Origin of the sequence: Streptomyces sp. NPDC042638 (assembly GCF_040647235.1) — a bacterium.
GTDB classification, from domain to species: domain Bacteria; phylum Actinomycetota; class Actinomycetes; order Streptomycetales; family Streptomycetaceae; genus Streptomyces; species Streptomyces rameus.
On record NZ_JBEZBT010000035.1, the window covers coordinates 62,992 to 83,864 of the forward strand.

Below are 20,873 nucleotides of genomic sequence, written 5' to 3' on the forward strand. Positions count from 1 at the left end.
TTACCGCATGCCGAAAACGCCGTGAAGGCTAGAGCTTGACGACCATCTTGCCGATGTTGTCGCCGCGCAGTACACCGAGGAACGCCTCCAGGTTGTTCTCGATGCCCTCGACCACGGTCTCCCGGTACTTCAGCGCGCCCGAGGCGACCCAGGGGCCGACCTCCTGGACGAACTGCGGCTGCAGGTCGTAGTGGTCGCCGACCAGGAAGCCCTCGATCCGGCCGCGGGTCTGGATCAGCCGGGCGAGGTTCCTCGGGCCGGGGGCGGGCTCGGTGTTGTTGTAGACCGAGATCATGCCGCAGACCGCGATCCGGCCGCCCTGGTTCAGGGAGCCGATGGCGGCCTCCAGGTGGTCCCCGCCGACGTTGTCGAAGTAGACGTCGATGCCGTCGGGCGCCGCCTCGCGCAGCTGCTCGGCTACGGGGCCGTTCTTGTAGTTGAACGCGGCGTCGAAGCCGTACTCGTCCACCAGCAGCTTGACCTTCTCGTCGGACCCGGCCGAGCCGATGACCCGGGAGGCACCCTTGAGCTTGGCGATCTGGCCCACCTGGCTGCCGACGGCGCCGGCCGCGCCCGACACGAACACCACGTCGCCCTCCTTGAAGGAGGCGGTGCGCAGCAGGCCGGCGTAGGCGGTCAGGCCGGTCATGCCGAGGACGCCGAGGTACGCCGACAGGGGCACGGCCTCCGGGTCGACCGTCACGGCCGGGATGGCCGTCGGGCCCACCTTGACGGCGTTCTTCGCGTCCACCGCGGCGTACTCGCGCCAGCCGAGGAAGTGCAGGACGTGGTCGCCGACCGCGATGCCCTCGGCGTTCGACTCGATCACCTCGCCGACCGCGCCGCCCTGCATGACCTTGCCCAGCTCGAAGGGGGCGGTGTAGGACTTCGCGGCGCTCATCCGGCCGCGCATGTACGGGTCGACGGAGAGGTACTTGTTCCGCACCAGCACCTGGCCCTCGCCCGGGGTCGGGACCGGCGCCTCCACCAGGGCGAAGTCCTCGGGCTTCGGCCAGCCGACGGGACGGCTGAGCAGGTGCCACTCGCGGTTGATCATGACAGAGCCTTTCAGATTTACTTCAGTACCTGAAACAACCATGCGCCTGAATATTTCAGGATGTCAAGTAACCGGGTATTCTGGTGGGCATGTCCACCCCATCGAAGCCCCGCCGTCCCGACGCCCTCACCATGGAGGTCGTCGAGCTGATCGGTGACGTCGTGGCCCGCTTCTACGCGGACTACGAGGAGGCGGCGGGCGAGCATGCGCTGACCGGACCGCAGGCCCGGCTCCTCAGCCTGCTCTCGCTGGAGCCGCTGCCCATGCGCAAGCTGGCGCAGAAGCTGAAGTGCGAGCCGTCGAACGTCACCGGGATCGTGGACCGCCTGGAGTCCCGCGGCCTGGTGGAGCGCCGCCCCGACCCGGCCGACCGCCGGGTGAAGGTGGCCGCCGCCACCGACGAGGGCTGCCGGGTGGCCCGGGACCTGCGCGAGGGGCTCCACTTCGCCCGCGAACCGCTCGCCGGCCTGTCGGAGGACGAGCGACGCTCCCTGCGGGACCTGCTGAGCCGCATGCTGGCCGACTGAACGTTCGAGGCGGACACGGCGAGCCAGTAGAGTCCTCGCCATGCGTGATCTCGGGGCGGGTTTCGGCTATCTGCTGAAAGGCCAGCGGTGGGTGGTCCGGCACGGGCGCCGGTTCGGGTTCGGGCTGCTGCCCGGCCTGATCACCCTGGTGCTGTACGCGGCGGCGCTGGTCGCGCTCGCCGTGTGGGGTGAGGACGCGGTCACCTGGGCGACCCCCTTCGCGGACGGCTGGGCGAGCCCCTGGCAGGGCCTGTTCCGCGGCTTCCTGACGGCCGTCCTCTTCGCGCTCGGTCTGCTGCTGGCCGTGCTGACGTTCACGGCCGTCACCCTGCTGCTCGGCCAGCCCTTCTACGAGAACCTGTCGGAGAGGGTCGACGCCGACGTGTCGCCCGACGGCGCCGCCGCCCGCTCGGACCTCCCGCTCTGGCGCGAACTGTGGGTCTCGGCCCGGGACAGCCTGCGCGTGCTGGTCCGCGCCGGAGTGTGGGGTGTGCTGCTCTTCGCCCTCGGGTTCCTGCCCTTCGTCGGGCAGACCGTCGTACCCGTCATCGGCTTCCTCGTCACCGGCTTCTTCCTCACCGAGGAACTCGCCGCCGTGGCGATGCAGCGCCGGGGCGTCGACCTGCGCGCCCGGCTCACCCTGCTGCGCTCCCGCAAGACCCTGGTATGGGGCTTCGGCACCCCCCTGGGCCTGGCCTTCCTGGTCCCGTTCGTCGCGGTGTTCCTGATGCCGGGCGCGGTCGCGGGCGCCACGCTCCTCGCCCGCGACCTGCTGGGCGAGGAGAGCGCCGCCGACGGCGCCACCGCCCCCGGCGCCCCCGGCGGCCGTCCCGGCACGGAGGACGTCACCCGGTGACCCGGGCACCCGCCCCGAGCGCGACCGTCACGATCGACCGCACCTGCGCGATGATGTCCAGCCGGTTCCTCACGAACTCCGGGTCGGTGACCGTGCCGGTCGCCGGGTCGGTGTTGCCGGGGCCGAAGACGAGGACGGGCGTGTGCACATGCCCGCCCGGCAGGGTGCCGTGCAGCCCGAGCCGGTCCCGCAGCAAGGTGGCCCGGTAGGCGATCTCGTTGGAGAGGTAGTCGCCGCCGCCCCCGGCACGGGCCGTCGAACCGGCGGTCGGGCCGTCCGGCCGTACGACGGGATCTCCGCCGCCCGCCGGGATCTCGGTCACCTCGGTGTGGTCGTAGACGGGGAAGGGGCCCGTCCGCGCGGCCACGACGGCGGCGTACGGCAGGGTGGTGCTCGTCCACTGGGGCTGCGTGGCCGGATCGGTGACCGGGACCGTCTCCGTCCGTGAGACGTCGTCGTTGTCCGGGAAGCCGCCCCGCCAGGCGCCGTTGGTGCGCTCGATGTCGAACCGGCCGACGCGTCCCTGGCTCACGGTCGTGAACAGGTCGACGCCGGGCAGGTACGGCCGCAGCGTCCGCTCCACCGTGCCCTCGGCGAAGTCCTGCCAGCGCACGGGGAACACGGCGGTCTCGACGCGCGCCGGGCCCGCCGCCGTCCGGATCACCGTGCCGTCGAGCGCGAGCGCGGTCGCCCCCGACGGGTTGGAGATGCGGATGTCCCGGTCGAGCGTGAAGGGGTCGAAGCCGGTGAGCAGCACGCGCCGCAGGTGCCCCCCGCCCGGATAGCGGATGTCGCTCTGCCCGCGCGAGGTCTGCTCCAACCGGTCGAGCAGCGCGCCGCGCCGCGCGTCCGAGAGCCCGAACCCGGGCCGCCAGGTGCGCACTTCACGGGTCATGCCCAGCCGCGCCCAGTACAGCGGCCGGTCGTCGTCGCGGCTCAGGTCACCCCCGGCCGGCCCCCGCCCCTGCGCCCGCTCCACGGCCCGCCGCCACAGCGCCGACCCCTGCCGTACGACGACGCGGCGGGCCTGCGCGTAGGAGTGCGCCCGTGCCAGCGCCCGGCCGAACTCCGGTGCGACGTCGTCGAATCCGGAGCGCCGCAGGATCTCCCGCGGCACGGCCCGGTCGAGCCGCTGCTCCTCGGTGGTCGGGGAAGGGCCGGCGGAAGGCGCGGCGGAGGCGGGGGCGGGAGACAGGGGGACGGACAGGGCGGCCGACAGGGCCAGACCGAGGACACCGAGGCGAACACGTCGGTACGTCAAGGGGCTTCGCGTCCTTCCATCGCTGTGGGGTGCGTGGGGCGGGTGGACGGCGGCAGTATGGCGTGACGGACGGGCCCGCGCCATGGTGCCTGCGCGGTACCGCCCGGCAGCCGGGGGAAGCCGCGGAACGAGCAACCGACTGGGCCTGCGAGTCGCTGCACGTCGAGGGCACCACGGTCCGCGTCCGCGTCCGCGACACCGGCGGACGGCCCGGCCGGGAGGTCGTCCAGGTCTGCCTCCCCCCGCCGGGACGCTCCGGGCCTTCGAGGTCTGGGACGAGACGGCGGGGGTATGGACGTATGTGAAGGGTTCGTACGAGATCACCGTCGGACGCTCGATCGCCGGCCGCCGGCTCACCGCGCCGATTAACGTCTGATCCGGGACGGCCCCCGCGCACGGGGGTCGAAGTCCCCCCACGAGCAGCCCCGGTCCGGGACCTGACCCCTGGGCCGGGGCTCGCACCGCCCCACGGGCCGGCGCCCGGCAGCGCGGGCCGGCGCCCGGTCCCGCGGGTGAGTGAGCCGGGTCACGGGTTCTTCGCCGTGATCCTCCGGTACGCGATCTCCGCCAGCCGGGCCTGGCCGTCCTTGCTGGGGTGGAACCAGTCCCAGCGGCTGAGCTCGTCCGTGCCGAAGCGGTAGTCGTACACCGCGTCGCCGTCGAAGCGGCAGCGGCGGTCCTTGGCGCAGACCTCCCTCAGCACCTTGTTGTACTCCACCACCCGCCGCTGCACGCTGTCCCGGCGCAGCACCGCCGCGCCGGACATGTCGTCCGCGTCGCGCAGCATCGACGGGCAGATGCCCAGCTTCCACACCTGCTTGCCCAGCATGTTCGTCCGGCCCTCGGACCACAGCCGCTTCAGGTTCGGCACGCTCGACACGTACACCTGCGTCTTCGGCAGCGTCGAGCGCAGGGTGGCCATCGCGTCCTCGAAGTCCGCGCGGAAGTCGGCCACCGAGGTCATCGCCGACGCCGAGGACCGGCAGGCGTCGTTCCCGCCCACCATCACCGTCACCAGCTCCGGGCCGCGGGAGGCGGCCTGCTCCATCTGCTCCGGCAGGTCGGCCATGCGGGCCCCGGTCTCCGCGTAGTTCCAGCTGTGCTCAGCCGCCCCCGGCACGCCCAGCAGCCGTACCGCCAGGCTGTCCACCCGGGCGTCGCCGCCCGTGGCCCACGACGCCTCCGGGCAGTCCGACAGCACCGTACACGCGTCGAAGCCGCGCGTGATGGAGTCGCCCACCGCGGCGATGGAGTCCGGGCTGCGGTCCCACACCGGAGGCCGGGCCGCGCGCGCCTTCGTACCCTCCGGCCGCGGCGGACTCCCGCCCCCGATGTCACATCCGGCGGCCCCCAGCACCACGGCCGCCACGACGGCGAGCACGGCTCGTACCCGGTGGCCTCGCTTCCGCATCCCTGGTGTTCCCCTCGCTCGACGCTCCGGCACTCACTGACATGACAACGTGCGAGGGTTCCCGCACGGCGCGCCAGGGAACGGCGCACCCCCGTACAAGCGTCCCCCTGGGTGAATGGCGGCGGTTTCCTGGCACCGGGACCGACGGTACGTCACACTCCTTGCGCCGCCGCAGGGTAGCCTCGCCATCAACGCGGCCGTCGTGCCACTGCCGCCCAGCCAGTCCGCAAGATGTCCCGCTCTGCCCGGAGGTTCCGGTGACGACACGTGGAGTTCTGTACGTGCACTCCGCGCCGCGCGCGCTGTGCCCGCATGTCGAGTGGGCCGTCGCCGGGGTGCTCGGCACGCGCGTCAGCCTCGACTGGATCCGGCAGCCCGCGGCCCCCGGCACCTGGCGCTCGGAGTTCTCCTGGCAGGGCGAGGCCGGCACCGCCTCCAAGCTCGCCTCCGCCCTGCGCGGCTGGCACCTGCTGCGCTTCGAGGTCACCGCCGAGCCCTGCCCGACCGCCGAGGGCGAGCGCTACAGCTGCACCCCCGACCTCGGCATCTTCCACGCCGTCACCGGCATCCACGGCGACATCCTGATCCCCGAGGACCGCCTGCGCGCGGCGCTGACGCGGTCTCAGCGCGGCGAGACGGACCTCGAAGCGGAGATCTCCAAGCTCCTGGGCAAGCCCTGGGACGACGAGCTGGAGCCCTTCCGGTACGCGGGCGAGGGCGCCCCGGTCCGCTGGCTGCACCAGGTGGTCTGACTTCCGTTCCCCGGATGGTCCGCCCCCGACGGCGACGGCCCGGTCTCCCTCGCGGAGACCGGGCCGTCGGACGTCAGGGACTCAGACGCTCCTGAAGGCCAGCACCACGTTGTGGCCGCCGAAGCCGAACGAGTCGTTCAGGGCGGCGATCCGGCCCTCGGCGGGCAGCTTGCGCGCCGCACCCCGCACCACGTCGGCGTTGGCCTCCGCCTCGGGGTCGAGGTTCTCGACGTTGATCGTCGGCGGCGCCACCCGGTTGTACAGCGCGAGCACCGTCGCGACCGACTCCACGCCGCCCGCGCCTCCGAGCAGGTGACCGGTCATCGACTTGGTGGCGGAGACCGCCATGTGGTCGGCGTCGTCGCCGAAGACCTTCCGCAGCGCCTTCAGCTCCGCGATGTCACCGGCGGGCGTCGAGGTGGCGTGCGCGTTGACGTGCACGATCTCGGCCGGGACCAGGTCGGTGTTGTCCAGCAGGTTCTGCAGCGCGTGCGAGATGCCGCGGCCCTCGGGCTCCGGCTGCACGATGTCGTGGCCGTCGGCGGAGATGCCCTGCCCGACGGCCTCCGCGTAGACGCGCGCGCCGCGCTTCTCGGCGTGCTCGGCGGACTCCAGGACGAGCACGCCGGCGCCCTCGCCGAGGACGAAACCGTCGCGGTCGACGTCGTAGGGACGCGACGCGCCCTGCGGGTTCTCGTTGTTCTTGGACATCGCCATCATGTTGCCGAACGCGGCGATCGGCAGCGGGTGGATGGCCGCCTCCGTGCCGCCGGCGACGACGACGTCGGCGCGGCCGGTGCGGATCATCTCGATGGCGTAGCCGATGGCCTCGGCACCCGAGGCACACGCGGAGACCGGCGTGTGCACGCCCGCGCGGGCGCCCACGAGCAGGCCCACGTTGGCCGAGGGGCCGTTCGGCATCAGCATGGGGACGGTGTGCGGGGAGACGCGGCGGACGCCCTTCTCCTTGAGCACGTCGTACTGGTCGAGCAGCGTGGTCACGCCGCCGATGCCGGAGGCGATGACGGCGCCCAGCCGGTCCGGGTCGACGCTTCCGTCCTCACCGGCCTTGCCGGTGAAACCGGCGTCCTTCCAGGCTTCCTGAGCGGCGATCAGGGCGAACTGCGCCGAACGGTCCAGCCTGCGGGCCTGCGGCCGCGGGATGACCTCGGTGGGCTCCACGGCGACCGGGGCCGCGATACGGACGGCCTGCTCGGCCGCCCACTCCTGCTCCAGGGGCTTGACACCGGACGTGCCGGCGATCAGAGCTTCCCAGGTCGAGGCTGCGTCGCCACCCAGCGGTGTGGTTGCGCCGATACCGGTGACGACCACGGTGCGATTGGTCGGGCTCACGGGAATTCTTTCTCCAACGGATACGGGAGGACTACCCCCGCGTACGCGGGGATTACGGCGCCACCGCCGGGTGGCGGGGCCTTGCAGCCTGCGGCCTAAAGGGTGGCTCAGGCCTGGTGCTTGAGGATGTAGTCGGTCGCGTCGCCGACGGTCTTGAGGTTCTTGACGTCCTCGTCCGGGATCTTCACGTCGAAGCGCTCCTCGGCGGCGACGACGACCTCGACCATGGACAGCGAGTCGACGTCCAGGTCATCGGTGAAGGACTTGTCCAGCTGGACGTCCTCGGTGGGGATCCCGGCGATCTCGTTAACGATCTCGGCGAGACCGGCGACGATCTCTTCCTGAGTGGCGGCCATGTCAGGCGCTCCTTCTTAGATATCCAGACGGTTTGTGGCATTTGTATCCGTGCCGGACCGCATGATCCGGCACGGAGTGCCTAGGGGAGGGTAACGACCGTGGCGGCGTAGACGAGACCCGCCCCGAATCCGATGACGAGCGCGGTGTCGCCGCTCTTCGCCTCCCCGGTCGCCAGGAGCCGCTCCATCGCGAGCGGGATCGAGGCGGCCGAGGTGTTGCCGGTGGTGCGGATGTCACGGGCGACCGTGACGTGCTCCGGCAGTTTCAGTGTCTTCACCATCGAGTCGATGATCCGCACGTTGGCCTGGTGCGGGATGAAGACGTCCAGGTCGTCCGGGCTGATCCCGGCCGCGTCCAGCGCCTGCTGGGCGACCTTCGCCATCTCGAACACGGCCCAGCGGAACACCGCCTGGCCCTCCTGCGTGATCGCGGGGAACTTGACGTTGCCGTCGCTGTCCAGCGGCAGCTCGGACAGGTCGCCGGTCCTGAACCGGTCCCAGGAGACGGTCTGCTTGATCGTCCCGGACTTGTCGCCCTCGGAACCCCACACGGTCGGGCCGATCGCGGGCTCCTTCGAGGGGCCGACCACGACCGCGCCGGCGCCGTCACCGAACAGGAACGCGGTCGCCCGGTCCTCCAGGTCGGTCAGGTCGCTCAGCCGCTCCACGCCGATGACGAGCACGTACTCGGCGGAACCTTCCACCACCATGCCCTTGGCGAGGGTGAGGCCGTAGCCGAAGCCCGCGCAGCCGGCCGAGATGTCGAAGGCGGCGGCCTTGGCGGTGCCCAGCTTGTCGGCGATCTCCGTGGCGATGGCCGGGGTCTGGCTGAAGTGCGAGACCGTCGAGACGACCACGGCGCCGATCTGCTCGGCGTCGATGCCGGCGTCGGCGATCGCCTTGCCGGAGGCCTCGATCGACATCGCGGCGACGGTCTCGTCGGGGCCCGCCCAGTGCCGGGTCTCGATGCCGGAGCGCGAGCGGATCCACTCGTCGGACGAGTCGATCGTCTCGAGGATCACCTCGTTCGGCACCACCCGGGTCGGCCGGTAGCCGCCGACGCCGAGGATGCGCGCATACGGGGCGCCCTTGCTGGGCTTGATCTTCGACATGCTCTCGGGCTCCTTGTCAGGCGCCCGCCGCGTCGGCGGCAGGCGTTGACGCCTCTGCGATGAGCTCGCGGGCAGCGTCGAGGTCGGCGGGGGTCTTCAGAGCGAGGGTCCTGACACCGGGCAGGGCCCGCTTGGCCAGGCCGGTCAGCGTGCCTCCCGGGCACACCTCGATGAGCGCGGTGACGCCCAGCTCCCGGAAGGTCTCCATGCACAGGTCCCAGCGGACCGGGTTGGCGACCTGGCCGACCAGCCGCTCCAGCACCTCGGCGCCGGACGCGACGGCCCGGCCGTCCTTGTTGGAGACGTATGGGATCCGGGGGTCGGCCGGCGACAGCTCCGCCGCGGCCTTGGCCAGCGTCTCGACCGCGGGGGCCATGTGCGGGGTGTGGAAGGCTCCGGCGACCTTCAGCGCGACGACCTTGCGGACGCCCTCGGGCTTGTCCTCCTCCAGCGCGGCCAGCTGCTGCAGCGTGCCCGCGGCGACGATCTGGCCCGCACCGTTGATGTTCGCCGGGGTCAGGCCCAGCTTCTCCAGGTGCGGGAGGGTCACCTCGGGGTCGCCGCCCAGCAGCGCCGCCATGCCGGTCTGGGTCACCGCGGCGGCGTCGGCCATCGCCAGACCCCGCTTGCGCACGAGACCCAGGGCGGCCGTGTCGTCGAGGACGCCGGCGAAGGTGGCGGCGGTGATCTCGCCGACGCTGTGACCCGCGACCGCGCCGGGGGCGATCTCGGACATGTCACCGAGTGCCGCGGCGGACAGGAGGCCGGCGGCGACCAGCAGCGGCTGGGCCACGGCGGTGTCACGGATGGCGTCGGCGTCGGCCTGGGTGCCGTAGTGGACCAGGTCCAGTCCGATGGCGTCCGACCACGCGGCGATACGGTCCGCGGCACCGGGCAGGTCGAGCCAGGGAGTCAGGAAGCCGGGCGTCTGGGCGCCCTGGCCGGGAGCGACGAGTACGAGCACTCTCACACTCTCTCTTGGGGACGGGCACGGCCGCCCGTGGGGACAGGGACGAAGAACGGGAAGGGCTTTTGTGGGCCCCCGACAAAACCCTATGCCGAGGGATCACCGTCGGCCAGACGCCCCAGGATGAGGGCGATCCGCAGTGTGAACGCGGATCGTACATCCGAAGGTGACCAGCCGGTGACGTCAGTCACACGTCGGAGCCGGTAGCGCACGGTGTTCGGGTGAACGAAGAGCATCCTCGCCGCGCCTTCGAGGCTGCTCGCCTGCTCCAGGTACACACTCAGGGTTTCCAGGAGCGCCGAGCCGGCCTCCTCCAACGGTCTGTAGATCTCCTCCACCAACTGCTCACGGGCGCCGGGATCCCCCGCGATGGCGCGCTCCGGCAGCAGATCGTCCGCCAGCACCGGCCGCGGCGCGTCCTGCCAGGCCGAACACGCCTTCAGCCCGGCCGCGGCGGCCTGCGCGGACCGGGTCGCGGCCAGCAGGTCGGGCACGACGGGGCCCGCGACGACCGGCCCGGCGGCGAACGGACCGATCAGCGACCGGGCGACGGCGAGCGGATTGTCGCTCCCGCCCGCGATGACGACGAGCCGGTCCCCGAGCACCCCCGTCAGCACCTGGACCTTGGCGTGCCGGGAGGCCCGGCGGATGGCCTCGACGGTCAGCTCGCTGTCCCCGTCGGGCGCGGTCCCGAGCACGACGCACACGTGCTCGGGCGAGTTCCAGCCGAGGGCCGCCGCCCGGCTCACCGCCCCCTCGTCGGCCTCACCGCTGAGCACGGCGTTCACGACCAGCGACTCCAGCCGCGCGTCCCAGGCACCGCGTGCCTCGGCGGCCTGGGCGTAGACCTGGGCGGTGGCGAAGGCGATCTCCCGGGCGTACACCAGCAGTGCCTCACGCAGCACGCTCTCGTCCCCAGGGGCCGCCACCTCGTCGATGGCGGACTCCATGACCTCGATCGTGGTGCGCACCATCTCCACGGTCTGCCGCAGCGTGATGGCCCGGGTCAGCTCACGCGGCGCCGTCCCGAAGACGTCCGTGGAGATCGCCTGGGGCGCGTCCGGCCGCCGGAACCACTCCGTGAAGGCCGCGATGCCCGCCTGGGCGACCAGGCCGATCCAGGAACGGTTCTCCGGGGGCATGGCCCGGTACCACGGCAGGGTCTCGTCCATGCGCGCGATGGCCTGCGCGGCGAGACTCCCGGAGGACTTCTCCAGCCGCTTCAGGGTCGCGGAGTGCTGATGGACGGCGTGGGCTGCGGGATCTCCGCTGTGGGATTCGGGTTCGGGCACGGGGACAAGACTGCCTTATCCGGACGCCGGGGTGCGCTGCCGGGTCATGACGGACGCCGGTCCGCGGTTACCGTGGTGTCCGTGATGGACGTACGGCGCGCCGGTGAGCGCTACCCGGGCGGGGACCCGGAGGCCGGGATCGACACCCGCCACGCCTTCTCCTTCGGCCCGCACTACGACCCCGGCAACCTCCGTTTCGGCGCGGTGATCGCCTGCAACGAGGAGCGGCTGGCCCCCGGCGCCGGTTTCGACGAACACCCGCACAGCCACACCGAGATCGTCACCTGGGTGGTCGAGGGCGAGCTGACCCACCGCGACTCCGCCGGCCACGAGAGCCGGGTACGCCCCGGGGACGTCCAGCACCTCAGCGCGGCGGCCGGCGTGCGGCACGCGGAGCGCAACGACGGCGCGCAGCCGCTGACCTTCGTCCAGATGTGGCTGGCCCCGCGCGAACCGGGCGGCACCCCCTCGTACGCACTCGTCCCCGGCATCGCCGACTCCACCCCCTACGCGGTTCCGGCCGCCGGCGCGATGCTGCACGTACGCCGCCTGGGAGCGGGGGAGCGGACGGCGGTGCCGGACGCGGCGTACCTGTACGCGCACGTGGTGCGGGGGCGGCTCCGGCTGGCCGGGGAGGAACTGGGCCCCGGGGACTCGGCGCGGATCACCGGGGCGAAGGGCACGGAGGCGGTCGGGGTGACGGCGGCGGAACTGCTGCTGTGGGAGATGACGGCGTCCTAGCCGAGGAGCGGAGTCCGGGCGCCCGTCAGCCGCGCAGCTCCGCCAGCACCGCGTCCGTGAACACCGGCCACGCCTCGCTCGCCCAGGGCCCGAACGCGCGGTCCGTCAGCGCGACCCCGGCCACCCCGGCGTCCGGGTCGACCCAGAGGAACGTACCGGACTGCCCGAAGTGCCCGAAGGTGCGCGGCGAGGACGAGGTCCCGGTCCAGTGCGGGGACTTGCCGTCACGGATCTCGAAACCCAGCCCCCAGTCGTTCGGGTTCTGGTGCCCGAACCCGGGCAGCACGCCCTTCGTCCCGGGGTACTGCACGGTCATCGCCGCCGCCACCGTCCGCGGGTCCAGCAGCCTCGGCGCCTGCACCTCCGCCGCGAACCGCAGCAGGTCCCCGGCCGTCGACACCCCGTCCTTCGCGGGCGAGCCCTCCAGCGACGTCGCCGTCATGCCCAGCGGCTCCAGCACGGCCTGGCGCAGGTACTCCGCGAACGGGATGTCCGTGGCCTTCGCGATGTGGTCCCCGAGCTGCTCGAACCCGGCGTTGGAGTAGAGCCGCCGCTCCCCGGGCGGAGCCGTCACCCGGTGCTCGTCGAAGGCCAGCCCGGAGGTGTGCGCCAGCAGGTGACGGACCGTCGACCCGGGCGGACCGGCCGGCTCGTCCAGCTCGACCGCCCCCTCCTCGTACGCCACGAGCGCCGCGTAGGCCGCCAGCGGCTTGGTGACGGAGGCCAGCGGAAAGCGGTGCCCGACGGGACCGTGCGTCCCGAGGACGGTCCCGTCGGCTCGTACGACGCCCGCCGCGGCGGTGGGGACGGGCCAGTTCTCGATCAGCGCCAGGCTCTGCAACGACATGGGTCCGAGCCTATGCGGCTCACAGCTGCAGCCGCATCGACGGGTCCGGATCCCGTGTGAAGCCGAGCGAGGCGTACAGCGGCTCGGCCTGCGGCGTGGCGTTGAGCAGCACGTGCCCGGCGCCGCGTGCCCGGAACCAGGCCAGCAGCTCCTGCATGCACGCGCGCGCGTAGCCCCGGCGCCGGGCGTCCGGGTCGGTCGCCACGCTGAAGACGTGCCCGACGCGCCCTCGCGGATTGCCGGCCCTGCCGATGCGGTACTCCACCGTCCCCGCCACCAGTGCGGCCAGCGCCCCCGGCCGGTCGGGGCTGTCCACGACGAACGCGGCGAACTCCCCGTCCTCCGAGGCGAGCCGCTCCCGCAGCGTCGGCAGTGACCGGGCGTGCCAGTCGGCCGGCCCGGAACCTCCCGCGCTCCCCATGGAGTCGATCATCACCTGGCGCAGTCGCAACACTTCGGCGGCATCCCCGGGCCGGGCCCGGCGTACGAGACTCATGGGCGGCACGCTAACCACCCGCCCAGGTCCGGGTCCTGCGCATTTCTTACCTGAGCGGCTTGCTTGGAGTGCACTCCAAGGTCATAGCGTGGGGGCATGACGGTGATGCAGACCACGCCGACGGCCACCGAGCCCGCCACTCCCGCCGACATCTGCTCCGCGCCAGCGCGGCGCCATCCCCGCCCCGACGGCCAGGACCGCTACACGATCAGCGAGGTCGTCGCGTTCACCGGTCTCACCGCGCACACCCTGCGCTGGTACGAGCGGATCGGCCTGATGCCGCACGTGGACCGGTCGCACACCGGCCAGCGGCGCTACAGCAACCGCGACCTGGACTGGCTGGACTTCGTGACCAAGCTCCGGCTGACCGGGATGCCGGTGGCGGACATGGTCCGGTACGCGGAACTGGTCAGGGAGGGCGAGAACACGTACGACGAGCGGCGGGCCCTGCTGGAGTCGACCCGCCGGGACGTCCTGACCCGGGTCGCCGAACTGCGGGACACGCTCGCCGTACTCGACCGGAAGATCAGTTTCTACGCGACGGAGGGGAACACGCGATGACCGACGCCAGGATCGCGACTGCACGGCTCGGCGAGCAGGGCCCGGAGGTGGGTGTACAGGGGCTCGGCTGCATGGGCATGAGCTTCGCGTACGGCCCCACCGACACGGACCAGGCGCGGGCGGCGCTGGAGCGGGCGCTGGAACTCGGCGTGACGCTCTACGACACCGCCGACGCCTACGGCGCCGGGGAGAACGAGCGGTTCCTGTCCCCGTTCTTCAAGGCCCACCGCGACGAGGTGGTCATCGCCACCAAGTTCGCCCTGTCCATACCCCCGGACGATCCGACGAAGCGGGTCATCCGCAACGACCCGCCCTACATCCGCGAGGCCGTCGAGGCCAGCCTGCGGCGGCTCGGCGTCGACGTGATCGACCTGTACTACATGCACCGCCGCGACGTGCACGTCCCCATCGAGGAGAGCGTCGGGACCATGGCGGACCTGGTCCGTGAGGGCAAGGTCAGGCACCTCGGCCTGAGCGAGGTCACCGCCGACGAACTGCGCGCCGCGCACGCCGTGCACCCGATCGCGGCCGTGCAGTCGGAGTGGTCCCTGTTCAGCCGCGACATCGAGGCCAGGGTCGTCCCGGCCGCGCGCGACCTGGGCGTCGCCCTGGTGCCGTACTCACCGCTCGGCCGCGGCTTCCTCACCGGCTCCTTCGCCGACGCCGAGAAGGACCTCACAGCCGACGACTTCCGGCGCATGCAGCCCCGCTTCACCGGCGCCAACGCGTCCGCCAACGCGGCCCTGCTGGAGCCGGTCCGCGCGATCGCCGAGGCCCACGGCGCCACCCCCGGCCAGATCGCCCTGGCCTGGGTGCACCAGCGTGCGGCGGTCGACGGCCTGACGGTGGTCCCCATCCCGGGCACCCGCAAGCCGGGCCGGGTGGAGGAGAACGCCGCCGCGACCGCCCTCACCCTGACCGACGGGGAACTGGCCCGGCTGGAGCCGATCGCCGCCAAGGTGGCGGGCAGCCGCTACGCGGACATGGCGTTCGTCTCCGCGGGACGGGAGTAGCCGGACCGGAGCGGCTACAGCTCGGCCAGCAGCTCGGCCTTCTTCCCGGCGAACTCCTCGTCGGTGACCAGCCCGGCCTGGTGCAGCTCGCCGAGATGCCGGATCCGCTCGGCGATGTCGGCCGGGTCACGCCGTGACGGGGCCGGTACCGCCGCTACCGGCCCCCGGGCGCGTACGGCCGCCAGGACCGCCGCGGCGAACGGCAGCGACTCGTGCACCGGCCCGTACCCGAGTCCGAACACCACCGTCGCCGGATCCTGGTCGGGCTGCACGGACGTCGCCGGGCCGGCCGACCGCCTGATCAGCCGCAGGTGCCCCTCGAAGACCTCCGGTGACCGCCACTCCAGTCCGCTCAGGTCGGTGACCGGGAAGCTCTGGTCGCCGGCCTTCCACTTCGCCGAGGACGCCCCCGTCCAGGACCAGCGGAAGTGCACGGAGGTCCCGTCGAAGGACGCCTTCGCGTCGTACGCCTTGAAGTGCAGCGGCGCCTCGGGCGGCGCCACCAGGTGCCGCTCGGCGGGGCCGGATTCGGTCAGCAGCCCCCTCAGCTCGTCGGCGTAGTACTCGGCGAGGGTCTCCCGCTCGGCCGGCAGAACCAGCCGGTACGGATCGGAGCCCTCCTTCAGCTGCCCGTCGGCCGCCTCCATCAGCGGATCGGCGCCCGGACGTGGCCGCAGGCGCAGGACGACCGTGCCGCGCTTGCCCCGGTCCAGGGTCACGCCCTCCACCGCGGACAGCGGGATCCGCCGCTCGCCGAGGGTCTGGAACAGCTTCGGTGTCCGAATCCCCCGTTCGTAACGGATGAGCACGGAGTCGGACTCGAACTCCCATACGGCATGAAAACCCGCCAGTACGTCACCCATGCGGCTCATCGTATGCGGCACGTGCTCCTCCGTCGCCACCCGCGCAGACCGCACTTCCTGCTGTTTCTACGCGCGTCCGGCCGTCGTCGTGCCGGACAGACCGGACCGGCACGCATCGTCCTCCCGTGCACACGTCACCGCGCCGTACGCGCCCACGCCGATGTCGGCGAGGTTGCGCAGGCTGTCCGTGCCGGGCTGGAAGTAACCGCTGTGCCCCTGGGCGTCCCGGGCGGACAGCACCCGCGCCCCGAACCCGGCGGACACCGGGTCGGCGCCGTGGCCGAGTCCGCCCAGCTCCAGATAGGGCACGTCCTGCACCCAGTCGCTGGCGTCCCGCATGGCCCACACCCGGGCCGGTGTGCCCAGGTAGGAGGCCTTGGGGACGCGCATGCCGGGGCTCGCGGCCACCGCTATGTCGGTGACCCGGCGGGGCATGCCGCGTGCGGCGACCCCGCAGACCACCGAGCCGTAGCTGTGACAGAACATCGACACCGGGGACCGCCCCGGCAGGGCGCGCAGCAGCGCGTTCAGCCGTACGGCGCCCTCCCCGGCGCGCAGGCCGGTGGCCGCGTCCACCCCGAGCCCCGCGGGGGAGGTGTAGTCGGCCCAGGCGATCACCGCCGTACGGGTCCCGGGGCTCGCCGTGCGCTCGGCCGCGTAGAGCGCCTTGGCCATGCCGACCGGGGCGCTGTAGCGGCGGTGGGTCCGCTGGAAGGTGAGCAGGTCGGTGTCGACGCCGGGGACGACCACCGAGATCCGCTCGGCCGAGGCGAGGCTGCCGAACACCTCGGCGACCCGGCCCGAGCCCTCGGGGTCGAAGGCGAGGATCTGCCGGCCGGGGTCCAGCAGGGACTCGTAGCGGTGCATCCGGCGGCCCGCGTCCTGCCGGCCGGCCGAGCTGAGCCGGCTGTCGCGCATGCGCTCGTGCTCGACCTCGCGGGCCTGCTCCAGCGCGACGCGGTTGGCCCGGTAGCGCAGGGAGACGGGCGCGCCGTTCATGTTCCCGACCGCGAGCGGATAGCGGTGGGCGAGGCGGGCGCGGTCGCGGGGGGTGAGCGAGGCGAAGTAGCGGCTCAGGCGCGCCGGGGCGGCCTCGGGGTCCGGCAGCCGCAGGCCGTGCAGGCGGCCGTGCTCCCATTCGGCGACCGAGGACTGCAGCGCCGAGGTCTCCCGGTGCGTGTGCAGGGCGGTCCAGCCGGTGGTCGCGAGCATCACGAACACGACGGCCAGCGCGAGCAGTGCGCGCCAGACGTTGAGTTGCGGGGAGGTGTCGAAGGAAGTCACTGGGAGGACACACTAGGAGAACGAGCGGGTCTCGAGGTAACTGAGTGACAGGGATCACGTTTCGGTGAACGGAGGACACGGTGCCGGCGGACCGGGCCGGACCCGCGTCGCGGTCCACGGCGAGCCCGCGCCCGCGCTCCGCCGGACGGTGTGTCAACGGCCTCAGGGGGTACGCCAGTTTCCCGTGAGCGCCGAACCCACCTGATCGAGGTACGCCACGGTGAGCGTACGGATCGATTCCAGGCCGAAGTCCTCGCTCGTGCACCAGTACCTTTCGGTGACTCTCATCACCCCGCCGAACACGGCCACCGCCAGCCGGGGCCGCGGGTCGGTGTCCACGTCGACGCCCTCCCGCTCGGCCAGCACGCGCGCGAGGGTCTCCTCGGTCGCCGCCGACCGGCGCAGATGGGCGGCGAGCAGCGCGGGCGTGGACTCGACCGTCCGGTACATGCGCAGGTGCAGCTCGACCGGGACGACCGACTCGACGGTCTCGCGGATCGTGTCCCAGCCCTCCAGGAACGCCTGCCGCAGGGCCTTCATCGGCGCCTCGTGCGGCGGGCGCGCGCGTACGGCCGCCACGAACGCCTCCTCGGTCATCGCCTGGACGGCGAAGGCCGCGTCCTCCTTGCCCGCGAAGTAGCGGAAGAAGGTGCGCTGGGAGACGTCGACGGCCTCGGCGATCTCGTCGACGGTGGTCCGCTCGTACCCCTGGGTGGTGAACAGTTCGAGAGCGGCCCGCAGCAGTGCCTCCCGGGTACGCCGCTTCTTGCGCTCGCGCAGCGTCTCCAATGGCCCCTCTTTTCCGTGCACGTTCCTTCGGCCGGCCTGTGGGCCGGTGACGTGTCAGTAAGCGACTTGTGAAATGGTTTGTCAATTGTCAGTGGCTGTCACTAGCCTCGGTGTATGACTAGTCAGACCACCATCGACACCACGGGGCCGGGGGACAGAGCGTCCGCAGCCCCGTCGGGGCCGGCCCCGGCCGCGGGGTTGCGCGGCCATCCGTGGCTCACTCTCCTCACCGTCGCCGTAGGGGTCATGATGGTGGCCCTCGACGGCACCATCGTGGCGATCGCCAACCCGGCGATCGGCAGGGACCTGCACGCCAGCTGGGCCCAGCTGCAGTGGATCACCAATGCCTACTTCCTGGCCCTGGCGGTCTCCCTGATCACCGCGGGCAAGCTCGGTGACCGCTTCGGCCACCGGCAGACCTTCCTCATCGGTGTGACCGGCTTCGCCGCGGCCTCCGGGGGCATCGGCCTCTCCCACAGCATCGCCGCGGTCGTCACCTTCCGCGTGTTCCAGGGCCTGTTCGGCGCGCTGCTGATGCCGGCCGCGCTCGGCCTGCTGCGGGCCACCTTCCCGGCCGAGAAGCTCAACATGGCGATCGGCATCTGGGGCATGGTGATCGGCGCGTCCACCGCGGGCGGCCCGATCCTCGGCGGAGTCCTCGTCGAGCACGTCAACTGGCAGTCGGTGTTCTTCATCAACGTGCCGGTCGGCGCGCTCGCCCTCCTGATGGGCTCGCTGATCCTGCGCGACCACCGCGCCGAGAACGCCCCCCGCTCCTTCGACATCCTCGGCATCGTCCTGCTCTCGGGCGCGATGTTCTGCCTGGTCTGGGCGCTCATCAAGGCTCCGGCCTGGGGCTGGGGCGACGGCCGGACCTGGCTGTTCATCGTCGTCTCGGTCGTCGGCTTCGCCCTCTTCTCCTTCTGGGAGACACGGGTGCGTGAGCCCTTGGTCCCGCTGGCGCTGTTCCGCTCGGTCCCGCTGTCCGCGGGTGTCGTCCTGATGGTCCTCATGGCCATCGCGTTCATGGGCGGACTTTTCTTCGTCACCTTCTACCTGCAGAACGTGCACGGCATGAGCCCGATCGACGCGGGCCTGCACCTGCTGCCGCTGACCGGCATGATGATCGTGGGCTCCCCGCTGGCCGGGGCGATGATCACCAAGCTCGGCCCGCGCATCCCGCTGGCGGGCGGCATGGCCGTCACCGCGATCGCCATGTACGGCATGTCCACGCTCGAGGAGAACACCGGCAGCGGGCTGATGTCCGTCTGGTTCGCCCTGCTCGGTCTCGGCCTCGCGCCGGTCATGGTCGGCGCCACCGAGGTCATCGTCGGCAACGCCCCCATGGAGCTGTCCGGCGTGGCGGGCGGTCTGCAGCAGGCGGCGATGCAGATCGGCGGCAGCCTGGGCACGGCCGTCCTCGGCGCGGTGATGGCCTCCAAGGTCGACAGCACGCTCGCGGACAACTGGGCGGGCGCCGGGCTGCCGAAGCTGCCCCCGCAGCAGCTGCACCAGGCGGCCGAGGCCGTCCAGCAGGGCGTCGCACCCGTCGCCGAGGGAACCCCGGCACCGGTCGCCGCGAAGATCACCGAAGTGGCCCACCACACCTTCATCTCCGGCATGAGCCTGGCCTCCCTGGTGGCGGCGGGTGTGGCGGCGGTCGCCGTCCTGGTCGCCCTGCTCACCAAGCGGGGCGCCAACGCGGAGGCCGGCGCGAGCGCGGGCCACATCTGACGCCCCGTTCCCTGCCCTTTTCCGGCGGAGTTCCCCTATCAGGATGACTCCGCTAAAGATCGCTGGCACCCGGCGCGCGCCGCAGGTCACAGTGGGTCAAGTCCTCCGCAGGACATGGGAGGACCACTGGGCCGCGGCGCGCGCTGCTGGAGGGGGGCAGCGCGCGCAGGTCTGCCCCGGCGGAACCGGGGTACCCGCACACCGAAGCCGAACTGTCCCAAGACCCCAGGGAGTTGATGATGGCAGGCTTCGGGCACGGAACGCGCGGGTACCCCCGGTCGCGTGGCCGGACGTGGCAACGGACCGGGCCGGACCGCGCAACGCTCGGGATCATCGGCGCCATCTGCGCGGTGGCGGGTTTCTTCGCGCTGGGGATCGTGCTCGGTCCCGTCGCGATGTTCTGCGGCTGGCAGTCGATGGGACGCAGGTGGTCCAGCGATCGCGACGTCCCGGCCCTGGTGGCCCTGATCCTGGGCGCGATCGACACACTGCTGGCCGTCATCGCCCTGGCGGGCGCGGCCACCTGGGGCCACGGCCTGCTCTAGGGCCTTCCCTCCGGATCAGGCCGCACCGGGCTGGACCAGGCTGGTGCAGGCGCGATGCCCGGGCCCGCGAGCCCGGCATGATCCGCATGAGGGGCCCTAGCCGACGGCGTCGCGCCGCCGGGTCGCTCCGGCGGGCGGCGCCGCGCCGTCGCGCGGAGGGTGTTCGCCGGCTGACGGGGCGTGGGGGGCCGATCGCACGGTTCCCCGCGCCTCCCCGGCGGGCCGCGTCAGCCGGGCCACCTCGGTCCGCAGCAGCCGCACCTCCTCGGTCAGCGCGGCGATCGCCTCCGTCTGCCGCCGCTCCTCCACGTCGTCCTTCTCGAACCGCGAGATGAACCACGCGGCGATGTTCGCGGTCACGACACCCAGCAGCGCGATCCCCGAGAGCATCAGTCCGACCGCGATCATCCGCCCGAGCCCGGTCGTCGGCGCGTGGTCCCCGTACCCCACGGTCGTCATCGTCGTGAACGACCACCACACCGCGTCGCCCAGGGTCCGGATGTTTCCGCGCGGGGACTCCCGCTCCACGGACAGCACCGCCAGCGAGCCGAACATCAGCAGCCCGATCACGGCCCCGACGACGTAGGTGGTCAGCCGGATCTGCGGAGCCATCCGCGCCCGCCGGCCCACCAGCAGCAACGTGGACACCAGGCGTAGCAGCCGTAGCGGCTGCAGCAGCGGCAGCACCACCGCGCCCAGGTCCGGCCAGTGCCGTCGTACGAACTCCTTGCGCCGTGGGGCGAGCGCCAGCCGGACCAGGTAGTCCAGGGCGAACGCCCCCCACACCACCCACTCCACCACCGTGCACGTGGTCGTGAGGGAGAGACCGGCGGAAGCGTCCACGATCGGTACCGCGTACGCGACGGCGAAGGCTATCGCGAGCGCCAACAGCGGCCGCTCCGTGTGCTGTTCCCACCGCGTCTGCGCCGACCGTCGCTCCATGAACACAATCGTAAAGAAAGAGTAAGCTCGGCGGACACTCGAGCCCACGGCCCGCCGAGCCGACCTGGACGGCCTCACCCACCTGCTGCCGTACTTCCCCGGCGCCGAGGACCT

The 20,873-nt window shown here is 72.3% G+C and carries 22 protein-coding genes and 1 pseudogene; 9 read left to right on the forward strand and 14 right to left on the reverse strand.

The genetic code is table 11. The features are described 5' to 3' along the window. Positions 1–28: 28 nt before the first annotated feature. Positions 29–1,057: an NADP-dependent oxidoreductase gene (locus tag AB0B40_RS25385; RefSeq protein WP_362265716.1), complete on the reverse strand. Its 1,029-nt coding sequence runs from the start codon at positions 1,055–1,057 to the stop codon at positions 29–31. 89 nt (positions 1,058–1,146) lie between these two features. Between AB0B40_RS25385 and AB0B40_RS25390 the strand changes: the two genes are divergently transcribed. Both AB0B40_RS25390 and AB0B40_RS25395 read left to right on the forward strand, forming a co-directional pair. After that, the gene (locus AB0B40_RS25390; RefSeq protein ID WP_345047098.1) at positions 1,147–1,584 is read left to right on the forward strand and encodes a MarR family transcriptional regulator; all 438 of its coding nucleotides are present in this window, start codon (positions 1,147–1,149) and stop codon (positions 1,582–1,584) included. A gap of 40 nt (positions 1,585–1,624) precedes the next feature. After that, positions 1,625–2,440 carry an EI24 domain-containing protein gene (locus AB0B40_RS25395; protein ID WP_362265718.1) on the forward strand — a complete coding sequence of 272 codons (816 nt, stop codon included), beginning with the start codon at positions 1,625–1,627 and terminating at the stop codon, positions 2,438–2,440. Here AB0B40_RS25395 and AB0B40_RS25400 read toward each other — a convergent pair. Next, entirely contained in the window at positions 2,430–3,701 is a 1,272-nt protein-coding gene (locus AB0B40_RS25400) for a pyroglutamyl peptidase (protein WP_362265721.1), read from the reverse strand. The two genes, AB0B40_RS25395 and AB0B40_RS25400, sit on opposite strands and share 11 nt — an antisense overlap. 164 nt (positions 3,702–3,865) lie before the next feature. Here AB0B40_RS25400 and AB0B40_RS25405 point away from each other — a divergent pair. Then, positions 3,866–4,077: pseudogene (locus tag AB0B40_RS25405) on the forward strand (hypothetical protein); the annotation flags it as partial. A gap of 150 nt (positions 4,078–4,227) precedes the next feature. Here the strand turns inward: AB0B40_RS25405 and AB0B40_RS25410 are convergent. Further along, positions 4,228–5,112: an SGNH/GDSL hydrolase family protein gene (locus AB0B40_RS25410; RefSeq protein WP_345047093.1), complete on the reverse strand. Its 885-nt coding sequence runs from the start codon at positions 5,110–5,112 to the stop codon at positions 4,228–4,230. A gap of 257 nt (positions 5,113–5,369) precedes the next feature. Between AB0B40_RS25410 and AB0B40_RS25415 the strand changes: the two genes are divergently transcribed. Next, positions 5,370–5,864, forward strand: a complete 495-nt coding sequence (locus tag AB0B40_RS25415; protein WP_345047091.1) for a DUF3145 domain-containing protein — start codon at positions 5,370–5,372, stop codon at positions 5,862–5,864. 81 nt (positions 5,865–5,945) lie between these two features. On the opposite strand, the gene AB0B40_RS25420 is transcribed toward AB0B40_RS25415, so the two are convergent. From AB0B40_RS25420 to AB0B40_RS25440, 5 genes are all read right to left on the reverse strand, one after another. Next, a complete protein-coding gene (locus tag AB0B40_RS25420; protein WP_345047090.1) occupies positions 5,946–7,217 on the reverse strand; it encodes a beta-ketoacyl-[acyl-carrier-protein] synthase family protein in 1,272 nt (423 codons plus the stop codon). A gap of 107 nt (positions 7,218–7,324) precedes the next feature. Beyond that, complete coding sequence (locus AB0B40_RS25425) at positions 7,325–7,573, reverse strand: acyl carrier protein (protein WP_018545314.1); 249 nt, start codon at positions 7,571–7,573, stop codon at positions 7,325–7,327. Between the two features lie 80 nt (positions 7,574–7,653). Continuing rightward, complete coding sequence (locus tag AB0B40_RS25430) at positions 7,654–8,685, reverse strand: ketoacyl-ACP synthase III (protein WP_345047089.1); 1,032 nt, start codon at positions 8,683–8,685, stop codon at positions 7,654–7,656. Positions 8,686–8,701: 16 nt separating this feature from the next. Further along, positions 8,702–9,649: an ACP S-malonyltransferase gene (locus AB0B40_RS25435; protein ID WP_362265733.1), complete on the reverse strand. Its 948-nt coding sequence runs from the start codon at positions 9,647–9,649 to the stop codon at positions 8,702–8,704. Between the two features lie 89 nt (positions 9,650–9,738). Continuing rightward, the gene (locus AB0B40_RS25440; RefSeq protein WP_345047086.1) at positions 9,739–10,944 is read right to left on the reverse strand and encodes a helix-turn-helix domain-containing protein; all 1,206 of its coding nucleotides are present in this window, start codon (positions 10,942–10,944) and stop codon (positions 9,739–9,741) included. A gap of 84 nt (positions 10,945–11,028) precedes the next feature. On the opposite strand from AB0B40_RS25440, the gene AB0B40_RS25445 reads away from it, so the two are divergent. Then, positions 11,029–11,685: a pirin family protein gene (locus AB0B40_RS25445; RefSeq protein ID WP_345047106.1), complete on the forward strand. Its 657-nt coding sequence runs from the start codon at positions 11,029–11,031 to the stop codon at positions 11,683–11,685. Between the two features lie 25 nt (positions 11,686–11,710). Here AB0B40_RS25445 and AB0B40_RS25450 read toward each other — a convergent pair whose 3' ends face one another. Both AB0B40_RS25450 and AB0B40_RS25455 read right to left on the reverse strand, forming a co-directional pair. After that, on the reverse strand, positions 11,711–12,532 hold the full coding sequence (locus AB0B40_RS25450; protein ID WP_362265724.1) for a serine hydrolase domain-containing protein: 822 nt from the start codon (positions 12,530–12,532) through the stop codon (positions 11,711–11,713). A 19-nt stretch (positions 12,533–12,551) separates the two neighbouring features. Beyond that, positions 12,552–13,028 carry a GNAT family N-acetyltransferase gene (locus AB0B40_RS25455; protein WP_345047084.1) on the reverse strand — a complete coding sequence of 159 codons (477 nt, stop codon included), beginning with the start codon at positions 13,026–13,028 and terminating at the stop codon, positions 12,552–12,554. 96 nt (positions 13,029–13,124) lie between these two features. Between AB0B40_RS25455 and AB0B40_RS25460 the strand changes: the two genes are divergently transcribed. Beyond that, positions 13,125–13,589, forward strand: coding sequence for a MerR family transcriptional regulator (locus AB0B40_RS25460; RefSeq protein ID WP_345047083.1), 465 nt, complete (start codon positions 13,125–13,127; stop codon positions 13,587–13,589). Continuing rightward, positions 13,586–14,602: an aldo/keto reductase gene (locus AB0B40_RS25465; RefSeq protein ID WP_345047081.1), complete on the forward strand. Its 1,017-nt coding sequence runs from the start codon at positions 13,586–13,588 to the stop codon at positions 14,600–14,602. The genes AB0B40_RS25460 and AB0B40_RS25465 overlap by 4 nt, the downstream gene beginning before the upstream one ends. Positions 14,603–14,616: 14 nt before the next feature. Here AB0B40_RS25465 and AB0B40_RS25470 read toward each other — a convergent pair whose 3' ends face one another. The 3 genes from AB0B40_RS25470 to AB0B40_RS25480 form a co-directional block, all read right to left on the reverse strand. After that, positions 14,617–15,465, reverse strand: coding sequence for a DUF4429 domain-containing protein (locus AB0B40_RS25470; protein ID WP_345047080.1), 849 nt, complete (start codon positions 15,463–15,465; stop codon positions 14,617–14,619). 66 nt (positions 15,466–15,531) lie between these two features. Then, complete coding sequence (locus AB0B40_RS25475; RefSeq protein WP_362265727.1) at positions 15,532–16,749, reverse strand: alpha/beta hydrolase; 1,218 nt, start codon at positions 16,747–16,749, stop codon at positions 15,532–15,534. 162 nt (positions 16,750–16,911) lie between these two features. Next, positions 16,912–17,538 (reverse strand): TetR family transcriptional regulator, encoded by a 627-nt coding sequence (locus tag AB0B40_RS25480; RefSeq protein WP_362265729.1) that lies wholly within the window; start codon positions 17,536–17,538, stop codon positions 16,912–16,914. A gap of 114 nt (positions 17,539–17,652) precedes the next feature. On the opposite strand from AB0B40_RS25480, the gene AB0B40_RS25485 reads away from it, so the two are divergent. Both AB0B40_RS25485 and AB0B40_RS25490 read left to right on the forward strand, forming a co-directional pair. Continuing rightward, positions 17,653–19,272 carry an MFS transporter gene (locus AB0B40_RS25485; protein WP_362265731.1) on the forward strand — a complete coding sequence of 540 codons (1,620 nt, stop codon included), beginning with the start codon at positions 17,653–17,655 and terminating at the stop codon, positions 19,270–19,272. 239 nt (positions 19,273–19,511) lie between these two features. Beyond that, a complete protein-coding gene (locus tag AB0B40_RS25490; RefSeq protein ID WP_345047105.1) occupies positions 19,512–19,817 on the forward strand; it encodes a small hydrophobic protein in 306 nt (101 codons plus the stop codon). Between the two features lie 96 nt (positions 19,818–19,913). Here the strand turns inward: AB0B40_RS25490 and AB0B40_RS25495 are convergent, their stop codons facing one another. After that, positions 19,914–20,759 carry a potassium channel family protein gene (locus tag AB0B40_RS25495; RefSeq protein ID WP_345047073.1) on the reverse strand — a complete coding sequence of 282 codons (846 nt, stop codon included), beginning with the start codon at positions 20,757–20,759 and terminating at the stop codon, positions 19,914–19,916. Positions 20,760–20,873 lie beyond the last annotated feature (114 nt).